This window comes from Pseudomonas pichavaramensis (assembly GCF_050473265.1).
Classification (GTDB): domain Bacteria; phylum Pseudomonadota; class Gammaproteobacteria; order Pseudomonadales; family Pseudomonadaceae; genus Aquipseudomonas.
In genome coordinates this window covers 352330-371997 of sequence record NZ_JBJKFJ010000001.1, presented here as the reverse complement: position 1 = coordinate 371997, position 19668 = coordinate 352330, and the positions used below count along the sequence as shown (strand labels likewise).

The 19668-nt window shown below is 61.9% G+C and carries 17 protein-coding genes, 2 tRNA genes and 1 pseudogene; 3 read left to right on the top strand and 17 right to left on the bottom strand.

The annotated features are described in order from the left end of the window. Positions 1-5 precede the first annotated feature (5 nt). Positions 6-1913 carry a diguanylate cyclase gene (locus tag ACJRW5_RS01625; RefSeq protein ID WP_484568790.1) on the top strand — a complete coding sequence of 636 codons (1908 nt, stop codon included), beginning with the start codon at positions 6-8 and terminating at the stop codon, positions 1911-1913. On the opposite strand, the gene alr is transcribed toward ACJRW5_RS01625, so the two are convergent. From alr to rnr, 8 genes are all read right to left on the bottom strand, one after another. Beyond that, a complete protein-coding gene (gene alr, locus ACJRW5_RS01620; protein ID WP_484568789.1) occupies positions 1914-2990 on the bottom strand; it encodes an alanine racemase in 1077 nt (358 codons plus the stop codon). A gap of 185 nt (positions 2991-3175) precedes the next feature. Then, positions 3176-4570 (bottom strand): replicative DNA helicase, encoded by a 1395-nt coding sequence (gene dnaB / locus ACJRW5_RS01615; protein WP_484568788.1) that lies wholly within the window; start codon positions 4568-4570, stop codon positions 3176-3178. Between the two features lie 262 nt (positions 4571-4832). Then, on the bottom strand, positions 4833-5279 hold the full coding sequence (gene rplI / locus ACJRW5_RS01610; RefSeq protein ID WP_484568787.1) for a 50S ribosomal protein L9: 447 nt from the start codon (positions 5277-5279) through the stop codon (positions 4833-4835). Between the two features lie 21 nt (positions 5280-5300). Further along, on the bottom strand, positions 5301-6188 hold the full coding sequence (locus tag ACJRW5_RS01605; protein WP_484568786.1) for a YybS family protein: 888 nt from the start codon (positions 6186-6188) through the stop codon (positions 5301-5303). A 36-nt stretch (positions 6189-6224) separates the two neighbouring features. Next, on the bottom strand, positions 6225-6455 hold the full coding sequence (gene rpsR / locus ACJRW5_RS01600) for a 30S ribosomal protein S18 (RefSeq protein ID WP_003246847.1): 231 nt from the start codon (positions 6453-6455) through the stop codon (positions 6225-6227). Between the two features lie 28 nt (positions 6456-6483). After that, positions 6484-6906, bottom strand: coding sequence for a 30S ribosomal protein S6 (gene rpsF / locus ACJRW5_RS01595; RefSeq protein ID WP_047590140.1), 423 nt, complete (start codon positions 6904-6906; stop codon positions 6484-6486). Between the two features lie 174 nt (positions 6907-7080). Beyond that, the gene (gene rlmB, locus ACJRW5_RS01590; protein WP_152487778.1) at positions 7081-7833 is read right to left on the bottom strand and encodes a 23S rRNA (guanosine(2251)-2'-O)-methyltransferase RlmB; all 753 of its coding nucleotides are present in this window, start codon (positions 7831-7833) and stop codon (positions 7081-7083) included. Next, positions 7830-10319, bottom strand: a complete 2490-nt coding sequence (gene rnr / locus ACJRW5_RS01585; RefSeq protein ID WP_484568785.1) for a ribonuclease R — start codon at positions 10317-10319, stop codon at positions 7830-7832. Before rnr ends, rlmB begins: the two co-directional genes overlap by 4 nt. A 207-nt stretch (positions 10320-10526) precedes the next feature. On the opposite strand from rnr, the gene ACJRW5_RS01580 reads away from it, so the two are divergent. After that, a tRNA-Leu gene (locus ACJRW5_RS01580) sits at positions 10527-10613 on the top strand. 80 nt (positions 10614-10693) lie between these two features. Continuing rightward, a tRNA-Leu gene (locus tag ACJRW5_RS01575) sits at positions 10694-10780 on the top strand. Between the two features lie 102 nt (positions 10781-10882). Here ACJRW5_RS01575 and ACJRW5_RS01570 read toward each other — a convergent pair. The 9 genes and pseudogenes from ACJRW5_RS01570 to hfq all read right to left on the bottom strand — a co-directional run bounded on the left by ACJRW5_RS01570 (position 10883) and on the right by hfq (position 19602). Further along, positions 10883-11767 carry a methyl-accepting chemotaxis protein gene (locus ACJRW5_RS01570; RefSeq protein ID WP_484569135.1) on the bottom strand — a complete coding sequence of 295 codons (885 nt, stop codon included), beginning with the start codon at positions 11765-11767 and terminating at the stop codon, positions 10883-10885. Next, positions 11741-12001 (bottom strand): annotated as a pseudogene (locus ACJRW5_RS01565) (HAMP domain-containing protein); the annotation flags it as partial. The pseudogene ACJRW5_RS01565 and the gene ACJRW5_RS01570, both read right to left, overlap by 27 nt. 1002 nt (positions 12002-13003) lie before the next feature. Then, positions 13004-14296: an adenylosuccinate synthase gene (locus tag ACJRW5_RS01560; RefSeq protein ID WP_484568784.1), complete on the bottom strand. Its 1293-nt coding sequence runs from the start codon at positions 14294-14296 to the stop codon at positions 13004-13006. A 56-nt stretch (positions 14297-14352) separates the two neighbouring features. Continuing rightward, positions 14353-15540, bottom strand: coding sequence for an ATP phosphoribosyltransferase regulatory subunit (locus tag ACJRW5_RS01555; protein WP_484568783.1), 1188 nt, complete (start codon positions 15538-15540; stop codon positions 14353-14355). A 37-nt stretch (positions 15541-15577) separates the two neighbouring features. Then, a complete protein-coding gene (locus ACJRW5_RS01550) occupies positions 15578-15763 on the bottom strand; it encodes a DUF2065 domain-containing protein (protein WP_484568782.1) in 186 nt (61 codons plus the stop codon). A 125-nt stretch (positions 15764-15888) separates the two neighbouring features. Then, entirely contained in the window at positions 15889-16758 is an 870-nt protein-coding gene (hflC, locus tag ACJRW5_RS01545) for a protease modulator HflC (protein ID WP_484568781.1), read from the bottom strand. After that, the gene (gene hflK, locus ACJRW5_RS01540; RefSeq protein WP_484568780.1) at positions 16758-17930 is read right to left on the bottom strand and encodes an FtsH protease activity modulator HflK; all 1173 of its coding nucleotides are present in this window, start codon (positions 17928-17930) and stop codon (positions 16758-16760) included. Before hflK ends, hflC begins: the two co-directional genes overlap by 1 nt. A 97-nt stretch (positions 17931-18027) precedes the next feature. Continuing rightward, positions 18028-19329, bottom strand: coding sequence for a ribosome rescue GTPase HflX (gene hflX, locus ACJRW5_RS01535; protein WP_484568779.1), 1302 nt, complete (start codon positions 19327-19329; stop codon positions 18028-18030). A gap of 12 nt (positions 19330-19341) precedes the next feature. Continuing rightward, positions 19342-19602: an RNA chaperone Hfq gene (gene hfq, locus ACJRW5_RS01530; RefSeq protein WP_037054821.1), complete on the bottom strand. Its 261-nt coding sequence runs from the start codon at positions 19600-19602 to the stop codon at positions 19342-19344. Positions 19603-19668 lie beyond the last annotated feature (66 nt).

Genomic DNA, 19668 nt, shown 5'->3' with positions numbered 1-19668 from the left:
TGCCTATGCTGCAGCGCTTCGTCTTATCGCTCGCTCTCTTGCTGTCGCTGGCCTCCACCAGCCAGGCAGCGCCCGCCATCATGCTTGGCGAGAGCAGCAGTGGCTCGGCACTCAACAGCGACGTCGAGCTACTGGAAGACGCGCACGGCACGTTGAGCATTACCGATATCACCTCAGCCGAGCAGCAATCGCGCTTTCAGGCAGCCAATGGCCGTGCCAGTGTGGGCCAAAGTCAGAACCCCTGGTGGATCAAGCTCAGTGTGCAGCGCGACGTGAACGCTCCGGCAAACTGGGTGCTGGAGGTTGGCTCTGTGACCCAGCTCGATCTGCAGCTTTACCTGCCTGATGGTCAGGGTGGCTGGCAGTTACGCGAGTCGGGGGAACGGGTGCCCTTCACGGAGAACCGCGACCATTCGTATCGGCGCATGGTGTTCGACCTGCCAGCCCTGGGCGAGCAGCCACTGACTCTGTATCTGCGCGCCTTCGACCCGGCCGGCAACTCCTTCCCGCTGCGCATCTGGCAAGCCGACGACCTCACGCAACTGGCCATACGCGAAAACCTGGGGCTGGGCGTGATCTACGGCGTGGTCTTCGCCTTGCTGCTGTACAACCTGTTCATCCTCATCTCGCTACGCGACAAAGCCTATTTCTGGTACGTCCTGACCACCGCCTTCGCGCTGCTGTTCATCATCAGCATGACCGGTCATGGCGCACAGTATCTGTGGCCGAATCACCCCGTGCCGGTCTGGCTCGACCGAATCACCCTGCCATCTCTGTGGGGCCTGTTCGCCAGCCGCTTCACCCAGACGCTGCTGCAAACCAGGCTCTACGTGCGCTGGGCGCATCACCTGTTGAACATGGCCTGCGTGATCTACTTGGCCGCCATCGTCCTGAACTTCTTCGAGCAGCGCCATCTGGCGGCCTGGGCCATTGCCTTGCTGTCGCTGACCAGCATTCCCGCTGCACTTGGCAGTGCTGTGATCCGCTGGCGTCAGGGGTTCTTCCCCGCCCAGCTGTATCTCTACGGCTACGGCCTGGTGCTGGGCAGCGTCGCCATTCTGCTGCTGCGTACCACGGGCGTGCTGCAACCGGCCGAGTGGAACGCCTATGTGTTCCCCCTGGCCGTGGCAGCCGAGTCCATCCTGTTCTCGTTCGCCCTGGCCTACCGCATCCAGATACTCAAGCAGGAACGCGCAGATGCGCAGCAGCAGGCCGACCGCGAGAAAACTGCACGCCTGGCGCAGTTGCAAGCCAGCGCCGATGAATTGCAGGCCGCGGTAACCGCACGCACCGCCGAACTGGCCGCGACCAACGAACAGCTACGAGCCCGCGAACACGAGCTGCAGCATGCGGCCTTCCACGACCCACTGACCGAACTGCCCAACAGACGCTATCTGGTAGAGCGCTGCGAGTCGGCCCTGGCGCATGCCGAGCGGCACCAGGAAAGCGTAGCGCTGCTGCTGATCGACCTGGACCACTTCAAGCCGATCAACGATCGCTTCGGCCATGCGGCTGGCGACCTGATGCTGCAGGTGATTGCCAAACGTCTACGCGAGCACGTGCGCGCCGGCGATGCCGTCTCACGCCTGGGCGGAGACGAATTCGCGGCATTGATCTGTGGCAGCGATGCGGAAAGCCAAGCAAGGGAAATCGCCGCGCGCCTGGTGGCCGAACTGTCGGTACCCGTGCACTACGGAGCGGAACGCCTGCGCGTGACGGTCAGTATTGGCGTAGCGCTCTATCCCAGCCACGCGCAGAGCTTCACCGCCCTGTATAAAACGGCAGATGCCAGCCTCTATCGAGTCAAGGAGCTGGGGCGTTCAGGCTCACGCGTGCATGGCGACGATGGCGAACTCAGCGAACAGGCCTGCCTGCAGCTGGATGTGCTCAAGGTGCCAAGTGGCCTGGCTTGATCAGCCGATGTAGCGACGCGGCACGCGGGCCGTGACCTTGGTCAGCAACTCGTAACCAATGGTGCCGCAAGCGATCGCGACCTCATCCACCGGCAGGTTGCTGCCCCATAGCTCCACTGGCGAGTCGATGTCCGCCTCCGGCACATCGGTGATGTCCACGGCCAGCATGTCCATCGAAACCCTGCCCGCCAAGGGCGCCAGATGCCCGTCGACCAGCACCGGCGTACCGCTGGGCGCATGCCGCGGATAACCGTCGGCATATCCGCAACTGACCGTAGCGATGCGCGAATCTCGCTCGGCCACCCAGGCCGCGCCATAACCGACGCTTTCGCCAGCCGCTACCTCATGCACAGCGATAACCCGTGCAGCCAGGGTCATCACGGGCTTCAAGGCCAGCTCACTGGCGCTGAGATCGGCGAAAGGCGTGGCACCGTAGAGCATGATGCCGGGCCGCAGCCAATCCATGTGCGCAGCGGGAATGGTCAGTACTGCTGCAGAGTTGGCCAGCGAGCGGTGATTGAAGTCCAGATCCAGCAGACCTAGAAAACACTCAACCTGCTGCTCGGTGAGCGGATGGCCACGCTCGTCGGCGCAAGCGAAATGGCTGATCAGATTGAGCTCCGCCACCTGCCCGGCGTCCTGCAGGCGGGCATGCCACTGGCGCAGCTCGTCGACGCCGAACCCCAGGCGGTGCATACCGGAATCCAGCTTCAGCCAGACGTTCAGCGGTCGCAGCAGCTCACTGGCGAGCAATGCTTCGGCCTGCGCCGCGCTCTGCACGACAAGATCGAAGCCGAGCTGGGCGGCGATGGCATATTCGCCAGTCTCGAAACAGCCCTCCAGCAGCAGGATACGCGCCTCGTCGTGCATCGCGCGCACCTCCGCAGCCTCTTCCAGGCTGGCCACGGCGAAACCGTCGGCGATATCGCGCAGCGCCGTCACCACCTCACGCACGCCATGCCCATAGGCGTTGGCCTTGACCACTGCGAACGCCTGACGCCCCGGCGCGCAACGCTTGGCCATGCTGTAGTTGTGGACGATGGCGGAGAGGTCGACGATGGCAGCAAGCGGACGCATGACAGAGGGCCTGAACGAAAAACGGGTGCCCATCTTAACCGCTGGGCACCCATTTTCATTGATCTGTGCCAGACCATCTTTGCCGTCAACGCTGGGCGGGCAAGCCCGGAACACCGCACATTTGTTCACGAAGATGGCGCGCAACGCAGCCGGTCCTGCGCACAGCAGGTTTGCGTGACAGCGATTTATTCGTCGTCGAACTGATAGCTGCCCGGCGCCAGGTTCTCGAAGCGCGAGAACTTGCCGAGGAAGGCCAGGCGCGCGGTGCCCAGCGGGCCGTTACGCTGCTTGCCAATGATGATCTCGGCCACGCCTTTGTACTCGGTCTCGGGGTGATAGACCTCGTCGCGATAGACGAACAGGATGATGTCGGCGTCCTGCTCGATCGCACCGGATTCACGCAAGTCGGAGTTGATCGGGCGCTTGTTGGGGCGCTGTTCGAGGCCGCGGTTGAGCTGCGACAGGGCGATCACCGGGCAGTTGAATTCCTTGGCCAGGGCCTTGAGCGAGCGCGAGATTTCGGAAATCTCGTTGACCCGACTGTCGCCGCTGGAACCGGGAATCTGCATCAGCTGCAGGTAGTCGACCATGATCAGGCCGATCTCACCATGCTCACGGGCCAGACGGCGGGTACGTGCGCGCATCTCGCTCGGCGAGATACCGGCGGTATCGTCGATGAACAGCTTGCGGTCGTTGAGCAGGTTGACCGCACTGGTCAGACGCGGCCAGTCGTCATCATCGAGCTGACCGGCACGCACCTTGGTCTGGTCGATGCGCCCCAGCGAGGCGAGCATACGAATGACGATGGACTCCGACGGCATCTCCAGCGAGTAGACGAGGATCGCCTTGTCGCTGCGCATCAGCGCGTTTTCCACCAGGTTCATGGCGAAAGTGGTCTTACCCATCGACGGACGGCCGGCGACGATGATCATGTCGGCCGGCTGCAGGCCGCTGGTCAGGTTGTCCAGATCGTCGAAGCCGGTGGACAGACCGGTAATCGCGTCACCGTTGTTGAACAGCTCGTCGATACGGTCGATGGCCTTGACCAGGATGTCGTTGATGCCCACCGGGCCGCCGGTCTTGGGCCGGTCTTCGGCGATTTCGAAGATCTTGCGCTCGGCCTCGTCGAGGATTTCCTCACCGGTACGGCCTTCCGGGGCATAGGCGCTGTCGGCGATCTCGTTGCTGATGCCGATCAGCTTACGCAGGGTGGCGCGCTCACGGATGATCTGCGCGTAGGCCTTGATGTTGGCCACAGACGGGGTGTTCTTCGCCAGCTCACCGAGATAGGCCAGACCGCCGACCTGTGACAGCTGGCCTTCCTTGTCCAACTGCTCGGACAGGGTGACCACGTCGAACGGCGCGTTGCGCTCGGCCAGCTTGAAGATCGCGCGGAAAATCAGGCGATGATCATGGCGATAGAAGTCGCCATCTGACACGCCGTCGAGCACTCGTTCCCAGGCATTGTTGTCCAGCATCAGGCCGCCCAGCACTGCCTGCTCCGCCTCGATGGAGTGCGGCGGCACTTTCAGGGCCGCGGTCTGCAGGTCATATTGCTCGGGAATGCTGATGTCGTTCATAGGCTCGGGAAGAAAAAATACGGCGGTAGAAAAGCAACGGGCACGTCACCGCTTACGCAATGACGTGCCCGATTTTGGCAGACCCGCACCTGAGTGCAAGCCCGCCTGGCGGCTGCTAGCTAGAGTCTGTTCATGATCTAGCGAGCTAGAGCCCTGCAAGGCGAACGCTGGTGAGCAAGCGCAGTTTACGAGTAGTAAATGAGCATTGCGAACCAGCGTTCAACGCAGCAGGGCCGACGCGCCGCAGATCATGGGCGGGCTCTTAGGCGGCGACCACAATTACCTTGACGGTGGCTTCAACGTCGGTGTGCAGGTGCACGGCAACGTCGTATTCGCCGACCAGACGGATAGTACCGTTAGGCAGACGAACTTCAGCCTTGGCCACTTCAACGCCGGAGGCGGTCAGGGCGTCAGCGATGTCGTGAGTACCGATCGAACCGAACAGTTTGCCTTCATCGCCAGCAACGGCGGTGATGGTAACTTCCAGCTCGGCCAGTTGAGCAGCGCGAGCTTCAGCGGAAGCTTTCTTCTCGGCAGCGGCTTTTTCCAGCTCGGCGCGGCGGGCTTCGAACGCAGCTACGTTTTCAGCGGTAGCAGCGGTGGCCTTGCCTTGCGGCAGCAGGAAGTTACGGCCGTAACCGGCTTTAACGTTCACTTTGTCGCCCAGGTTGCCCAGATTGGCGATTTTTTCCAGCAGGATGACTTCCATTTGGGTCTTACCTCTTAACTTTTAACCTTCACCGTTCGCAGAGCCCGGGCCGTTCTTGCGCGCCAGGCGACCGCGAAAATCAAACAGACTGTCGATAACGGCTAATAAACAGATCAGGTTCATCGCTACCAGCAACGCTACGTAGAGGCCAATAGACCAGAAGCTGGACAACTGCTTCATGGCGATCAACCCGTGCCCCAGCGCCAGACCGGCCAGCATCAGGGGCAGCATACAAACCAGCGTGACCGACCAACCCGCATCCCCCAACACTGCCGGTGCCAGAAGCACACCGACAAGCAGAGCAATCGCCAAAGGCGCCGGCAGACGAACTTGACGAAACTCTTCGCCAAAACCGCCGGGGTTGTACAGCAACGCTTGCCAGTACCTCGCAAGAACAAGACCGAGAACGCTCGTACTCAACCAGAAGAACGTCATCATGCCCTGCAAAAACGGCAGCAGCGCGATCTGTTGCATGTTCTGAATCTGCTCGTCGGTCGCACCACCTGCAGAGCCTGCGGGCAACTCGGCCAATGCCTGCTTGAACACCTCGACATAACCCTCGAGGACACCCGCAAACACTGTATTGGCCAGCAGCATGAAGACGACGCCAAGCGGAATGCATGCACTCAGCACCCGAACCCAGGAGGTCGTTGTACGCAACACCTGCGCCAACACCAACGTTCCCAGCATCACCAGCAATACACTCGGCTCACCGAGGTAGCAGATGTAAAGCGCCGGAAACAATGCCCAGACAAGGATGCCCAACGCATCACTCAGCCCTCTGCGCAGCAGTACCAGACTGCTGGCAGCAGCACCGACCCAGAACAACAACGGCAAAACACTTGAACCTGCCACCACGAGGGTGGCCTGCATACGGCCGCGCATGATGTATTCAGCCAGGGCGCGCATGCGATCTATTCCTTAACGCTTGTCGACTATCCGATCTCAGCGGCCGTGGCTGTCGGTGTAGGGCAGCAGGGCCAGGAAGCGGGCGCGCTTGATAGCGGTGGCCAGCTGACGCTGATAACGAGCCTTGGTACCGGTGATACGGCTGGGAACGATCTTGCCGGTTTCCGAGATGTAGGCTTTCAGGGTGTTGAGATCTTTGAAATCGATCTCTTTCACGTCTTCAGCGGTGAAACGGCAGAATTTACGACGACGGAAGAAACGTGCCATGTGATTGGCTCCTCAATAGATCCGTGGATTACTCGTCAGCGTTGTCGCTGTCGTTGCTGTCGCTGTCATCGCTGTCGTTGGACTCAGCGTTTTCAGGACGTTCACGACGCTCGCGGCGCTCACTGCGGTTTTCTTCGGCCTTCAGCATCTCGGACTGACCAGTAACGGCCTCGTCGCGACGGATGACCAGGTTACGGATCACAGCGTCGTTGTAGCGGAAGCTGTCTTCCAGCTCGGCCAGGGCCTTGCCGGTGCACTCTACGTTGAGCATCACGTAGTGGGCTTTGTGGACGTTGTTGATGGCGTAAGCCAGCTGACGACGGCCCCAGTCTTCCAGGCGGTGAATCTTGCCACCGTCTTCTTCGATCAGCTTGGTGTAACGCTCGACCATGCCGCCGACTTGCTCGCTCTGGTCCGGGTGAACCAGAAAGATGATTTCGTAATGACGCATAAATGCTCCTTACGGGTTGTAGCCTGCCAACTAAGGTGGTCAGGCAAGGAGTGGGTTTTCTCGTGATGAGCTCACCGGACGAAAGGCATAGAAAAACCTGCCGTCACGGCAAGGGGCGCCATTCTAGAGAAGCCCCCCGCCGCACGCAAGGTGAACTGGCGATTATTTGAACAGTCAGCCACGCACCTTGGCCTGGCGCTGGCGCACCGCCTCGAACAGGCAGACGCCCGTGGCGACCGAGACATTCAGGCTGCTGACGCTACCACCCATGGGCAGCTTGACCAGGTAATCGCAATGTTCGCGGGTCAGGCGGCGCATGCCCTTGCCTTCGGCGCCCATCACCAGCACCGTCGGGCCGGTCATGTCGAGCTGATACAGCTCCTGCTCGACCTCGCCGGCTGTGCCGACCACCCACAAGCCTTTCTTCTGCAGCTTTTCCAGGGTGCGCGCCAGGTTGGTCACGGCCACCAGCGGAATCACCTCGGCAGCGCCGCACGCCACCTTGCGCACCGTGGCATTGAGCGTGGCGGACTTGTCCTTGGGCACAATCACCGCCTGCGCACCGGCCGCATCGGCAGTACGCAGACAAGCCCCCAGGTTGTGCGGGTCGGTCACGCCATCGAGCACCAGCAGCAAGGGCACGCCCTCGCTACGCTCGAGCAGCTCGTCGAGCATGTTCTCGCCCCACACCTGGCTCGGACTGACCTCGGCGACCACACCCTGATGTACGCCTTCGGCCCACTCGTCCAGCTCCTGGCGTTCCTTGTGCCCGACCGGCACGCGGTGCTGCGCCGCCAGTTCCAGCATCGGCTGGATGCGCGGCGCCTGACGGCTCTCGGCCAGCCACAGCTGCTTGACTCGCTTGGGGTGATGACGCAACAGCGCCTCTACAGCATGTACGCCGTAGACCTTTTCCAACTGACTCATCGTTTCGCCTTACGCTTGCTCGGACCGCCGGAGCCGCCAGCACCCTCGCCCGAGCTCTTGCCCTTGGGCGGCCCCTTGCGATGGCTGGAGCCCTTCTTCGCCGGCGCCTTGCCGCCGCCCTTCTTCGCCCCATCGAGCAGCGCCTTCTTCACCTCACGGCTTTTCTGCACGTCGGTGTTGCCCATGCCGCTCTTGCGGCCACGGCGCGTATCGTCGTCCTTGCTGGCTTTGCCCTGGCTCAGCTCGAAGTCGATCTTGCGCTCGTCGAGGTCGACGCGCATCACCTTGACTTCGACGCTGTCGCCGAGACGGAAGCTGCGCCCGCCACGCTCGCCGGACAGGCGATGATGGACCGGATCGAAGTGGTAGTAGTCGGCCGGCAGCGCGGTCACGTGCACCAGGCCTTCAACGTAGATGTCACGCAACTCGACGAAGATGCCGAAGCCGGTCACCGCGGTGATCACGCCTGCGAAGGTCTCGCCGACACGATCCTGCATGAACTCGCACTTGAGCCAGTTGACCACGTCGCGCGTGGCCTCGTCGGCGCGGCGCTCGGTCATCGAGCATTGCTCGCCGAGTTTCTCCAGGGTCGCTTCATCATATGGATAGATGCGTGCCTTGGGCATGATCGAGGCACCGGCACGCTCTACGTGCTTGGTGTCGCGCTTGGAACGAATCACACTGCGAATGGCGCGGTGCACCAGCAGGTCGGGATAACGACGGATTGGCGAGGTGAAGTGGGTGTAAGCCTCGTAATTGAGCCCGAAGTGCCCTTCATTCTGCGCGCTGTACACCGCCTGGCTCAGCGAACGCAGCATCACGGTCTGGATCAGGTGATAGTCCGGACGCTCACGAATGCTCTCCAGCAGGCGCTGATAGTCCTTCGGCGACGGACCATCCTTGGACTTGCCACGCTGCAGCGACAGCCCCAGCTCACCGAGAAACTGCTTGAGCTTCTCCAGACGCTCGAGCGGCGGGCCGTCATGCACGCGGTACAGCGAGGGAATCTCGTGATCCTGCATGAAGCGTGCAGTGGCCACGTTGGCCGCCAACATGCATTCCTCGATCAGTTTGTGCGCGTCGTTGCGCTGCGTCGGGCGGATCTCGTCGATCTTGCGGTCGGAACCGAAGACGATGCGCGTCTCCTGGGTCTCGAAGTCGATGGCGCCACGCTCGTGGCGCGCCGCGACCAGCACCTGATACAGCGCATACAGCTGATTGAGGTGCGGCAGAACCGCCTTGTACTCGCTACGCAGGGCCTTGCCCTCAGCCCCCTTGGGATCTTCCAGCATGTAGCTGACCTTGTTGTAGGTCAGGCGAGCATGGGAGTGGATCACCGCCTCGTAAAACTTGTAGTCGACCATCTGGCCGCTCTTGGACATGGTCATCTCGCAGACCATGGCCAGGCGATCGACATGCGGGTTGAGCGAGCACAGGCCGTTGGACAGCTCTTCCGGCAGCATCGGCACCACGCGCTCGGGGAAGTACACCGAGTTGCCACGTTCGACCGCCTCGGCATCCAGCGCCGAGCCAACTTTCACATAGTGCGACACGTCAGCAATGGCCACATAGAGCTTCCAACCACCGGAGAACAGCTTCCAGCGGCTGCTGTTCTTCTCGCAGTAGACGGCGTCGTCGAAGTCACGGGCATCCTCGCCATCGATGGTGACGAACGGCAAGTGGCGCAGATCGACGCGCTTCTCCTTGTCCTTCTCTTCCACCTCGGGCTTGAGCTTGCGCGCTTCCTTGATCACCGCCTCGGGCCAGACATGCGGAATATCGTAGCTGCGCAGCGCCACGTCGATCTCCATGCCCGGCGCCATGTAGTTGCCGATCACTTCGACGATATCGCCCTGCGGCTGGAAGCGTTGGGTCGGCCAGTGAGTGATTTTGATTTCGACGAACTGACCGATACGCGCACCGGCGGTGCGGCCTGGCGTGACCAGCACTTCCTGCTGGATCTTGGGATTGTCGGCGACCACGAAGCCGATGCCGTTTTCTTCGTAGTAACGGCCCACCACGGTTTCGTGACCACGCGCGATCACCTCGACGATGCCGCCCTCGCGGCGGCCACGACGGTCGAAGCCGGCCACACGCACCAGGGCACGGTCACCATCGAAGACCAGGCGCATCTGCGCCGGGCTGAGGAACAGGTCGTCACTGCCGTCGTCCGGTACCAGGAAGCCGAAACCATCGCGGTGACCGCTGATGCGACCGCAGATCAGGTCGAGCTTGTCCACCGGGGCATAGCTGCCGCGACGGGTATAGATAAGCTGACCATCGCGCTCCATGGCGCGCAGGCGACGGCGCAGGGCTTCGAGCTGGTCCTCGGTTTCGAGACCGAACTCTTCGACCAGCTGCTCACGGCTGGCAGGGGAGCCGCGCTCGGCCAGGTGGGCCAGGATCAGCTCGCGGCTGGGGATGGGGTTTTCGTATTTTTCCGCCTCGCGGGCGGCCTCGGGATCGAGGGATTGCCAATCGGCCATTTAAAGGGGGTTACCTATGCGGATGTATAAAGGTGAGTGCCATATGCCTATTGAAGCGCGAAAAAGGCATCCGGGGCAGCTTTTCCGGCGACAATAATTTTTTTGGGGTCAGGGGTTTACAAGGTAAATGCCCGCCCGTATAGTTCGCGCCCACAGCGTCGAGGAGACGTTGTAACACGAAGCAGATGATGATTCATCGGTTTCAGTGCCCAGGTGGCGGAATTGGTAGACGCGCTGGTTTCAGGTATCAGTGGCTTAACGGCCGTGGAAGTTCGAGTCTTCTCCTGGGCACCAAATTCGTGAAGCAGATTGATAACCTGCTTTACAATAACGGACGCAATGATCCGTATCGGCGACGATGAACATTGTAGTGTGCCCAGGTGGCGGAATTGGTAGACGCGCTGGTTTCAGGTATCAGTGGCTTAACGGCCGTGGAAGTTCGAGTCTTCTCCTGGGCACCAAAATTCAAGAAAACCGAGTCGAAAGACTCGGTTTTTTTATGCCCATCAAAAAGGCAGGGTGCGCCGCGCGCACCGCCAGGACCACAGATGTAGCGAAGTGCGCTACACCCTGAACTGCCCCAGACTGGCCTTGAGCTGCGCCGCCAGCTCGTCCAACGCCCGCGCATTGCCAGCGATGGCCGTTACCGCCTCTGCAGCACGGCGAGCTTCGGCGTGAATCACCTCGACGCGCTCACGTACCGCTCCAGCGCCCTCAGCCTGATGCGCGGCCGCCTGAGTCGCCGCATTGATGGCGCCATGCACCTCATCCACCGAGCGTTGCACCGACTGCTGCAAACGCGCGCTGTCGCGCAACACCTCGAGCCCCTCACTACCCTGAGTGCCCGCCTGGGCAATGACCGCCACCGCCTCCTGCGCACCGCGCTGCAGAGCGACGATATGGGTCTGGATGTCACCCGTCGACTGCTGAGTCTTGCTCGCCAGCGCACGCACCTCATCAGCGACCACTGCAAAACCTCGCCCGCTTTCCCCGGCGCGCGCCGCCTCGATGGCCGCATTCAGTGCCAGCAGATTGGTCTGTTCGGCAATGGACTGAATCACGCTGAGCACGACCTCGATCTGCTCACTCTGCTTGGCCAGGCGCTCGATCACCGCGGAACCGTCTGCCACACTGGCGACCAACCCTTCGATCAGAGCCGAAAGACGCTGAGCGATCAGCGCATTCTCCGTCGCCGCCTGGCGAATGGTATCGACGCGCTGCAGCGCGCCCTGCATCGCCTGACTCTCGGACTGCGCTTCATCCGCCATGCGCTCCAGCGCCTGCAGGCTTCCCGCCACTTCGTCACGCTGGCGACCGGCCGCCGCTTCCGCCGCCACACCACGCTCGGTCAGGCTGCGAATCTGCTCACCGGTACGCAGCGCCACTTCGCCAGACTCGCGCACGATGGGCTGCAGCTTGGCGATGAAGCGATTGACCGCCCCCGCCATCTCACCTACTTCGTCCTGGCTATCGATATCGACCCGCCGCGTCAGATCACCCTCACCCGCAGCCAGGTCATTGAGCGCATCACTAAGCAGGCGCAAGCGACTGAGGATTCGCCAGCCCAGCACCAACGCCACTACGCCCAGCGCCAACGCACCAACCACCAGTAGACTCAGGGCGATATTCCAGCGCAGCGAATCCGCTGCCTCACGCACCGACTCACCGCCATTACGGGCCATCTCCTGCGTGTAACGCTCGGCCGACTGCAGACGCTCACGCAGCGCCCCAGTCGCCTCCTCCGAAGCCCCGGACAAGCTGGAGTCGACCAGTTTTCCCGCGCCATCGACAAGAGATGCGAAGCGACCATCCAGAGCCGCCAGCTCCCGCTCGACGACGTCCAGCGACAAGCCCATCTGCACCTTGCCGATCTGCGCCCCCATGGGGTTGATATCAGCTTCGACCACGTACACCCGCGGGTCACGAGAAGCGGCATCGACCAGCTTGTCCAGCGGCGAATCACCTTGCCCTGCCGCAATCAACTCGCGCACCTGCGCGTTACTGCGGTTGAAATTGCGCGTCAGGCGCTTGCCCTCGCCGTCATAAATGATGGCGAACAACACCGACGGATCCTGCTGAGCGATGCGCGTCAGCGCCGTAAGCGCTGGAATATCCAGATCCCAGATCGACTTCGGCGCCACACCTGCCAACAGTTGCGCCAACGCCTGCCCGGAACTCTTCAGATTTCCTTCGAGCACCACTCGCAGCTGCGCCTGCTCATCTTTGAGCTGCCCCGACAAGCCTTCGGCAAGACGGGCACGAGTACTGCCAGCCAGCGCCGACAACCCCTGACTCATCTCGCGCTCGGCAGCTTCGAGCTCATCACCCAGACGACGACTTTCCGCCCCCATGCCCTGAGCGAGATCCTCGACCATCCCGTCGACAGAAGCACGCATCAACCAGACAGCCAAACCGACCTGAACCAACATGGCCAGACCAAGCGCAACGAACACCGGACGCAACAGACGACTGCGCAACATGGAAACGATGGCGAACACTGGCGGCACTCCTCAACGACCGTAACAGCTATAACGGCGAACTTCGGGATTTATTGAGCAACAGCAAAGCGTACGCCCAACAACCCGAAAACTGCCAGACAATCGGGATAGAAACGACACTGGCGCCCCAGCGGTCGAGCACAAAAAAGCCGCCCGAAGGCGGCTCTTGTTGCGCGATCAGACCGATCAGGCAAACGGATGACGCAGCACGATGGTCTCGTTGCGGTCCGGGCCAGTGGAGATGATATCGATCGGCGCGCCGATCAGCTCCTCGATGCGCTTGATGTAGGCACGCGCATTGGCCGGCAGCTCTTCCAGGGTCTTGGCGCCCAGGGTCGACTCGCTCCAGCCTGGCAGCTCTTCGTACACCGGCTGCAGGCCGATGTAGCTGTCGGCGTCGGTCGGCGCCTCGATCACTTCACCGTTCTCGTCCTTGTAGCCAACGCAGATGTTGATGGTCTGCAGACCATCGAGCACGTCCAGCTTGGTCAGGCAGATACCCGAGATGCTGTTGACGTCGATGGCGCGACGCAGGATCACGGCATCGAACCAGCCGCAGCGACGGGCACGACCGGTGGTCGAACCGAACTCGTGGCCACGCTTGGCCAGCGTCGCACCGATGTCATCGAACAGCTCGGTGGGGAACGGACCGGAACCGACACGGGTGGTGTAGGCCTTGGTGATGCCGAGGATGTAGTCGAGGTACATCGGGCCAACGCCGGAGCCAGTGGAGATGCCGCCGGCGGTGGTGTTGGAGCTGGTGACGTACGGATAGGTGCCGTGGTCGATATCCAGCAGCGAGCCCTGGGCACCTTCGAACATGATGTCCTTGCCGGCGCGACGCAGGTTGTGCAGCTCGGCGGTGACGTCGAGCATCATCGGCTTGAGCTGCTCGGCATAGGCCATGCACTCGTCCAGCGTCTGCTGGAAGTCGATGGCCGGCTCCTTGTAGTAATTGACCAGCTGGAAGTTGTGGTAGTCCAGAAGCTCGCCGAGCTTGGCGGCGAAACGCTCACGGTGGAACAGGTCACCGACGCGCAGACCGCGACGCGCGACCTTGTCTTCGTAGGCCGGGCCGATACCACGACCGGTGGTGCCGATCTTGGCTTCGCCACGGGCCTTCTCACGCGCCTGGTCGAGGGCGACGTGGTAGGACAGGATCAGCGGGGCAGCCGGGCTGATGCGCAGGCGCTCGCGCACCGGCACGCCCTTCTCTTCCAGCTTGGTGATTTCGCGCATCAGCGCGTCGGGAGCGACCACTACGCCGTTGCCGATCAGGCACTGCACGCCTTCGCGCAGGATGCCCGACGGGATCAGGTGCAGAACGGTCTTCTCACCATTGATCACCAGGGTGTGGCCGGCGTTGTGACCGCCCTGATAGCGCACAACGGCCGCGGCCTGCTCGGTCAGCAGGTCGACGATCTTGCCCTTGCCCTCATCACCCCACTGGGTGCCCAGGACGACGACATTCTTACCCATAAACTTGTCCTCTTCGCGCAAGCTTCGATGCCGGCAGCTGGCCGGCGAAAATGAATTCAGGACGCCAGGGGCGCCACCTGCCAACGTCCATCGCGCAACACCAGCAGCTGATCACAGCCCGCCTCATGCGCATCCGCCTCGCTCTGTCCGGGCAGCGCCTGTACCACGCGCTCACCCTCACTACGCAGACGACGAACGGCCTGCCACAGATAGAGGTCATGATTATCCGGCGCCCAGATGCCTTTGACAGTCTCATCGAGGCGCATATCCCCCAGGGTCACCAGGGTTTTCAGATCAGTGGAGAAGCCGGTTGCCGGACGCGCACGACCGAACACCGCACCGGTATCGTCGTAACGGCCACCCTGAGCAATCGCTCCGCCCTCGCCGGGCACGAACGCGGCAAACACCGCACCGGTGTGGTAGTTGTATCCACGCAGCTCGCCCAGATCGAAATACAGCGGCAACTCTGGGTAGCGCAGTTCCAGCGCATCGGCGATGGCAACCAGCTCATCGAGTGCGGCATGCACCGCATCCGGCGCCTCGACCAGCACTGCCTGAGCCAGATCGAGCACCTCGCGACCGCCACACAGCTCAGCCAGCGAACGCAGCATGTTGCCCAGACCGCCCGGCAGACCGGCGGTCAGCGCTTCGATCTCGTCCATCGCCTTGCGCTGCAGGGCGTCGAACAGCTGCTGCTCGGCCTCACCGGAGAGGTTGGCGGCCTGCGCCAGACCGCGGTAGATGCCGACATGACCGAGGTCCATGTGCACATCCGGCACGGAGGCCAGCTCAAGGGTCTCGACCAGCAGACTGATCACCTCGATGTCGCTGGCCGGACTGCCGTCACCGTAAAGCTCTGCACCGAGCTGGATCGGGCTGCGCGAAGTGGTCAGCGCACGCGGCTTGGCGTGCAGTACGCTGCCGGCATAGCACAGACGACTCGGCCCCTCGCGGCGCAGGGTATGCGCATCGATACGCGCCACCTGCGGCGTGATGTCGGCACGGAAGCCCATCTGCCGGCCGGACAGCGGATCGGTGACCTTGAACGTACGCAGGTCGAGATCCTGGCCGGCACCAGTCAGCAGGGACTCCAAGTATTCGATATGCGGGGTGACGACGAACTCGTAGCCCCAGCGTTGAAACAGATCCAGCACCTGACGGCGGGCTGCCTCGATGCGCGCCGCCTCCGGCGGCAGTACTTCTTCGATGCCATCTGGCAGCAGCCAGCGGTCTACCGTTGCCATTTCGCCATTCCCCTCTCGATCCGGGCGGCACAAGCCTTCAGTGAAGCAGATAGAGAAGAGCTGTACCCAGCAGCATGCTGATCAGCCCCATAAGACGCAGTCGACGGTCGGGCAGCCGAGCCGCCTGCAATACCGCCCCGCGCCAGTGGCGCGGATAGAGGAAGGGCAGGATGCCTTCCAGCACCAGTACCAGACACAGAGCGATGCCGAGTTCCTGCCACATGATTCTCACAGACGCAAAAAAGCCGGGATTTTCCCGGCTGCCGCATGATACCACGCTAAAAGCCTCAAGCCGCAAGCTTCAAGCCGCAAGTAGACGACCAGCGCCTACTTGCGGTTTGCTGCGACTCAAGGTTTGGCTTTTTCCAGGTAGCGAAAGAAGTCGCTACTCGGGTCCAGCACCAGCACGTCGCGCTTATCGGCGAAGCTTTCGCGATAGGCACGCAGACTGCGGTAGAAGGAGTAGAACTCCTGATCCTGACCGTAGGCACGCGAGTAGATGGCAGCCGCCTGAGCATCACCATCACCGCGCAGCTCCTCGGCTTCACGATAGGCTTCAGCCAGCAGCACGCGGCGCTGACGGTCGGCATCGGCGCGAATACCTTCGGCCAACTCACGGCCCTTGGCACGGTGCTCGCGGGCCTCGCGCTCACGCTCGGTGCTCATGCGCTCGAATACGCTACGGTTGACTTCGCGCGGCAGGTCGATGGCCTTGACCCGGACATCGACCACTTCGATACCCAGCTCGCGCTCAGCGGCACGATTGAGGGTCGAAGTCACGTCAGCCATCAGCGCATCACGCTCACCGGATACCGACTCGTGCAGAGTGCGCTTACCGAACTGGTCACGCAGCGATGCCTCCAGACGACGCGCCAGACGCTCGTCGGCCACCTGCTTCATGCCAGAAGTCGACTGATAGAAGCGCTCGGCATCCTTCACCCGCCATTTGGCGTAGGCATCGACCATCAATGCCTTCTTCTCCAGGGTGAGGAAACGCGAGGAAGTCGAATCCAGCGTCAGCAGACGCCCATCGAAGATGCGCACCTGGTTCACGTACGGAATCTTCACGTGCAGACCCGGCTTGACGTCCGGATTGACTACACGACCGAACTGCAGCAATACCGCTCGCTCGGTCTGCGCCACGATATAGAAGCTGTTCCACGCCACGATGGCCAGAACCACGGCCACGATCAGGCCGATCAGGGACTTGTTGCTCATCAACGGCCCTCCCGGGAACGCAGGTTGCGCTGCGACAGATCGCTACTCAGCGGCACGGCCGGATCACGCGTTGTCGTATTGCTGCTGTTGGCAGAAGAGGACGAAGACGAGGCACCGCCACGGCTGTCGATCATCTTGTCCAGCGGCAGGTAAAGCAGGTTGTTCTGCCCCTTGTCGCCAGTCACCAGCACCTTGCTGGTATTGGCCATCAGCTCCTGCATGGTGTCCAGATACAGACGCTCACGGGTAACTTCGGGCGCCTTGCGATACTCGGCAACCAGCTTGGTGAAGCGGTCCGCCTCACCCTGGGCGCGAGCGATCACTTCGTCACGATAACCGTTGGCTTCCTCCAGCAGACGCTGGGCCTGGCCGCGCGCCTCAGGAATCACGCCATTGGCGTAGGACTCGGCCTGATTCTTCTCACGCTGCTCGTCTTCACGGGCACGGATCACGTCATCGAAGGCTTCCTGAACTTCACGCGGCGCCGCAGCGCTCTGAATGTTCACCTGAGTGATGGTGATACCGGTACGGTAGTTGTCGAGGAAACGCTGCAGGCGCTCGCGCACCTCGCTGGCCATCAGCTCACGGCCTTCGGTCAGCACCTGATCCATCTCGGTCGAACCCACCACGTGACGCACGGCACTGTCGGTCGCATGTTGCAGGCTGACTTCCGGCTGGTCGACGTTAAGGACGAAGTCCTGCAGGTTGCTCACACGGTATTGCACGGTCAGCGGCACTTCGATGATGTTCTCGTCCTCGGTCAGCATTGCGCCCTGCTTGCTGTAGGCGCGCTCACGAGTAACGTTTTCCTGAAATTTGCGATCGATCGGCGGGAAGTAGATGTTCAGGCCCGGGCCGACGGTCTCATGGTATTTACCGAAGCGCAGCACCACGGCCTGCTCCTGCTCGTCAACCACATAGATCGCGCTGTACAGCCAGACCACCGCCAGCAGAGCCAGCCCCACGAACAGCAGGCCAAAGCCACCACCGCCACTGCGGCCAGAGTCATCGTCACCGCGCTTCTTGCCGCCACCGAAAAGCCCGTTGAGGCTTTCTTGCAACTTGCGGAACGCTTCGTCGAGATCCGGCGGGCCCTGCCGGCCACCGCCTTTCTTGCGGCCGCCCCAAGGGTCTTGATTATTCGAGTTGCCACCCGGCTCATTCCAAGCCATAGCGTTCTCCGTACTGATAAAGCGAAGGCGCGCCCGCGGCGCGCCGGCCAATGCTACCCAAAGCCCCCAGGTGACAGCAAAGCCGCCGTCCCAGGCTTTATTGCAAAGTATGTTGCTCGATAAAGACCTGAGGTTCCAACCCCTCGCGACTCACCAGGCGATTGAGTTCGACGCGTGGCAGGCGCACGGACAAGAGACTCTGCCCCTGCTCGTCATGCCCTTCGTTCTGCACCGCACCCAGCTGGAAAAACTGCGCACGCAGACGCCCCAGACGCTGTGGCAGCTGCAACGTACCGACAAAGAGATCGTTACCCAGCAACTCCGCCACGGCCTGCCGCAACAGTTCAAGACCGCGCCCTTCACGCGCCGACAGCCAGACACGCAGTGGCTTGCCGTCGGCATCACGCTGGATCTGCGGCTCGACACCTTCCAACAAATCCAGCTTGTTGTATACCTCGAGCATGGGTAGCTCGTTCGCGCCGATCTCCTTGAGCACCGCCTGCACCTGTTCGATCTGCGCCATGCGCTCGGGCTCATGGGCATCGATCACATGCAGCAGCAGATCGGAGTTGCTCGACTCCTCAAGCGTAGCGCGAAAGGCCTCGACCAGCTTGTGTGGCAGATGACGGATGAAGCCCACGGTGTCAGCCAGAACGATCGGGCCGAGGTCGTCGAGCTCAAGGCGGCGCAAGGTCGGATCGAGCGTGGCGAACAATTGATCTGCGGCATACACCTCGGAGGTGGTCAGCGCGTTGAACAGCGTGGATTTGCCGGCGTTGGTATAGCCCACCAGGGAAACCGAAGGGATATCCGCACGCTTACGGCCACGGCGCGCCTGTTCACGCTGGCTACGCACCTTTTCCAGCTTCTGCTTGATCTGGCGGATACGCACACGCAGCAGGCGGCGGTCGGTTTCCAGCTGGGTTTCACCAGGGCCACGCAGGCCGATACCACCCTTCTGCCGCTCGAGGTGAGTCCAGCCACGCACCAGGCGCGTGCTCATGTGGTCGAGCTGTGCCAGCTCGACCTGCAGCTTGCCCTCGTGAGTCCGCGCGCGTTGGGCGAAGATATCGAGGATCAACCCGGTACGATCGAGCACACGGCACTCGAAGGCGCGCTCGAGGTTGCGCTCCTGGCTCGGAGTCAGGGTGTGATTGAAGATGACCAGTTCGGCCTCAGCGGCCTTGACCTGATCGCGCAGTTCCTCGACCTTGCCACTACCAATCAGGTATTTGGCGGTCAGGCGACTGCTGGGCACACTGAGAAAAGCGACCATGTCCGCACCTGCGGACATGGCCAGCTCTTGAAACTCCTGGGGATCTTCGCTCGCCTCGGAGTCTTGGCCTTCCAGATGAACCAGGATGGCCCGCTCACCGCCCTCATGACGCTCGAAGAACAATGCAGCCCCCTATCAGGCGTTACCCGGCTCGGCATCACCCTGTTCGGAGTCGCCAGCGCTCGGCAGGCGTACCGGACGGCTGGGCACGACGGTGGAAATGGCATGTTTGTAGACCATCTGGCTGACAGTGTTCTTCAGCAGGATCACAAACTGGTCGAAGGATTCGATCTGGCCCTGCAGCTTGATGCCGTTGACCAGATAGATGGAAACGGGGACGCGTTCCTTACGCAGGGTATTCAGGTAAGGGTCTTGTAGCGAATGCCCTTTTGACATGTGCCGCACTCCTTTCGAGGATCAATTTTCAATATTTTAGTAAGTAAACAATAGCTTCGGACCATC

Coding starts and splice junctions, on each gene's coding strand:
- ACJRW5_RS01560 (WP_484568784.1), bottom strand. CDS start 14,296: ATGGGTAAGAATGTCGTCGTCCTGGGCACCCAGTGGGGTGATGAGGGC.
- rnr (WP_484568785.1), bottom strand. CDS start 10,319: ATGGCCGATTGGCAATCCCTCGATCCCGAGGCCGCCCGCGAGGCGGAA.
- ACJRW5_RS01555 (WP_484568783.1), bottom strand. CDS start 15,540: ATGGCAACGGTAGACCGCTGGCTGCTGCCAGATGGCATCGAAGAAGTA.
- rpsF (WP_047590140.1), bottom strand. CDS start 6,906: ATGCGTCATTACGAAATCATCTTTCTGGTTCACCCGGACCAGAGCGAG.
- ACJRW5_RS01550 (WP_484568782.1), bottom strand. CDS start 15,763: ATGTGGCAGGAACTCGGCATCGCTCTGTGTCTGGTACTGGTGCTGGAA.
- hflC (WP_484568781.1), bottom strand. CDS start 16,758: ATGAGCAACAAGTCCCTGATCGGCCTGATCGTGGCCGTGGTTCTGGCC.
- ACJRW5_RS01605 (WP_484568786.1), bottom strand. CDS start 6,188: ATGCGCGCCCTGGCTGAATACATCATGCGCGGCCGTATGCAGGCCACC.
- rpsR (WP_003246847.1), bottom strand. CDS start 6,455: ATGGCACGTTTCTTCCGTCGTCGTAAATTCTGCCGTTTCACCGCTGAA.
- hflK (WP_484568780.1), bottom strand. CDS start 17,930: ATGGCTTGGAATGAGCCGGGTGGCAACTCGAATAATCAAGACCCTTGG.
- hfq (WP_037054821.1), bottom strand. CDS start 19,602: ATGTCAAAAGGGCATTCGCTACAAGACCCTTACCTGAATACCCTGCGT.
- ACJRW5_RS01625 (WP_484568790.1), top strand. CDS start 6: ATGCTGCAGCGCTTCGTCTTATCGCTCGCTCTCTTGCTGTCGCTGGCC.
- rlmB (WP_152487778.1), bottom strand. CDS start 7,833: ATGAGTCAGTTGGAAAAGGTCTACGGCGTACATGCTGTAGAGGCGCTG.
- ACJRW5_RS01570 (WP_484569135.1), bottom strand. CDS start 11,767: ATGGCGGGGGCGGTCAATCGCTTCATCGCCAAGCTGCAGCCCATCGTG.
- alr (WP_484568789.1), bottom strand. CDS start 2,990: ATGCGTCCGCTTGCTGCCATCGTCGACCTCTCCGCCATCGTCCACAAC.
- rplI (WP_484568787.1), bottom strand. CDS start 5,279: ATGGAAGTCATCCTGCTGGAAAAAATCGCCAATCTGGGCAACCTGGGC.
- dnaB (WP_484568788.1), bottom strand. CDS start 4,570: ATGAACGACATCAGCATTCCCGAGCAATATGACCTGCAGACCGCGGCC.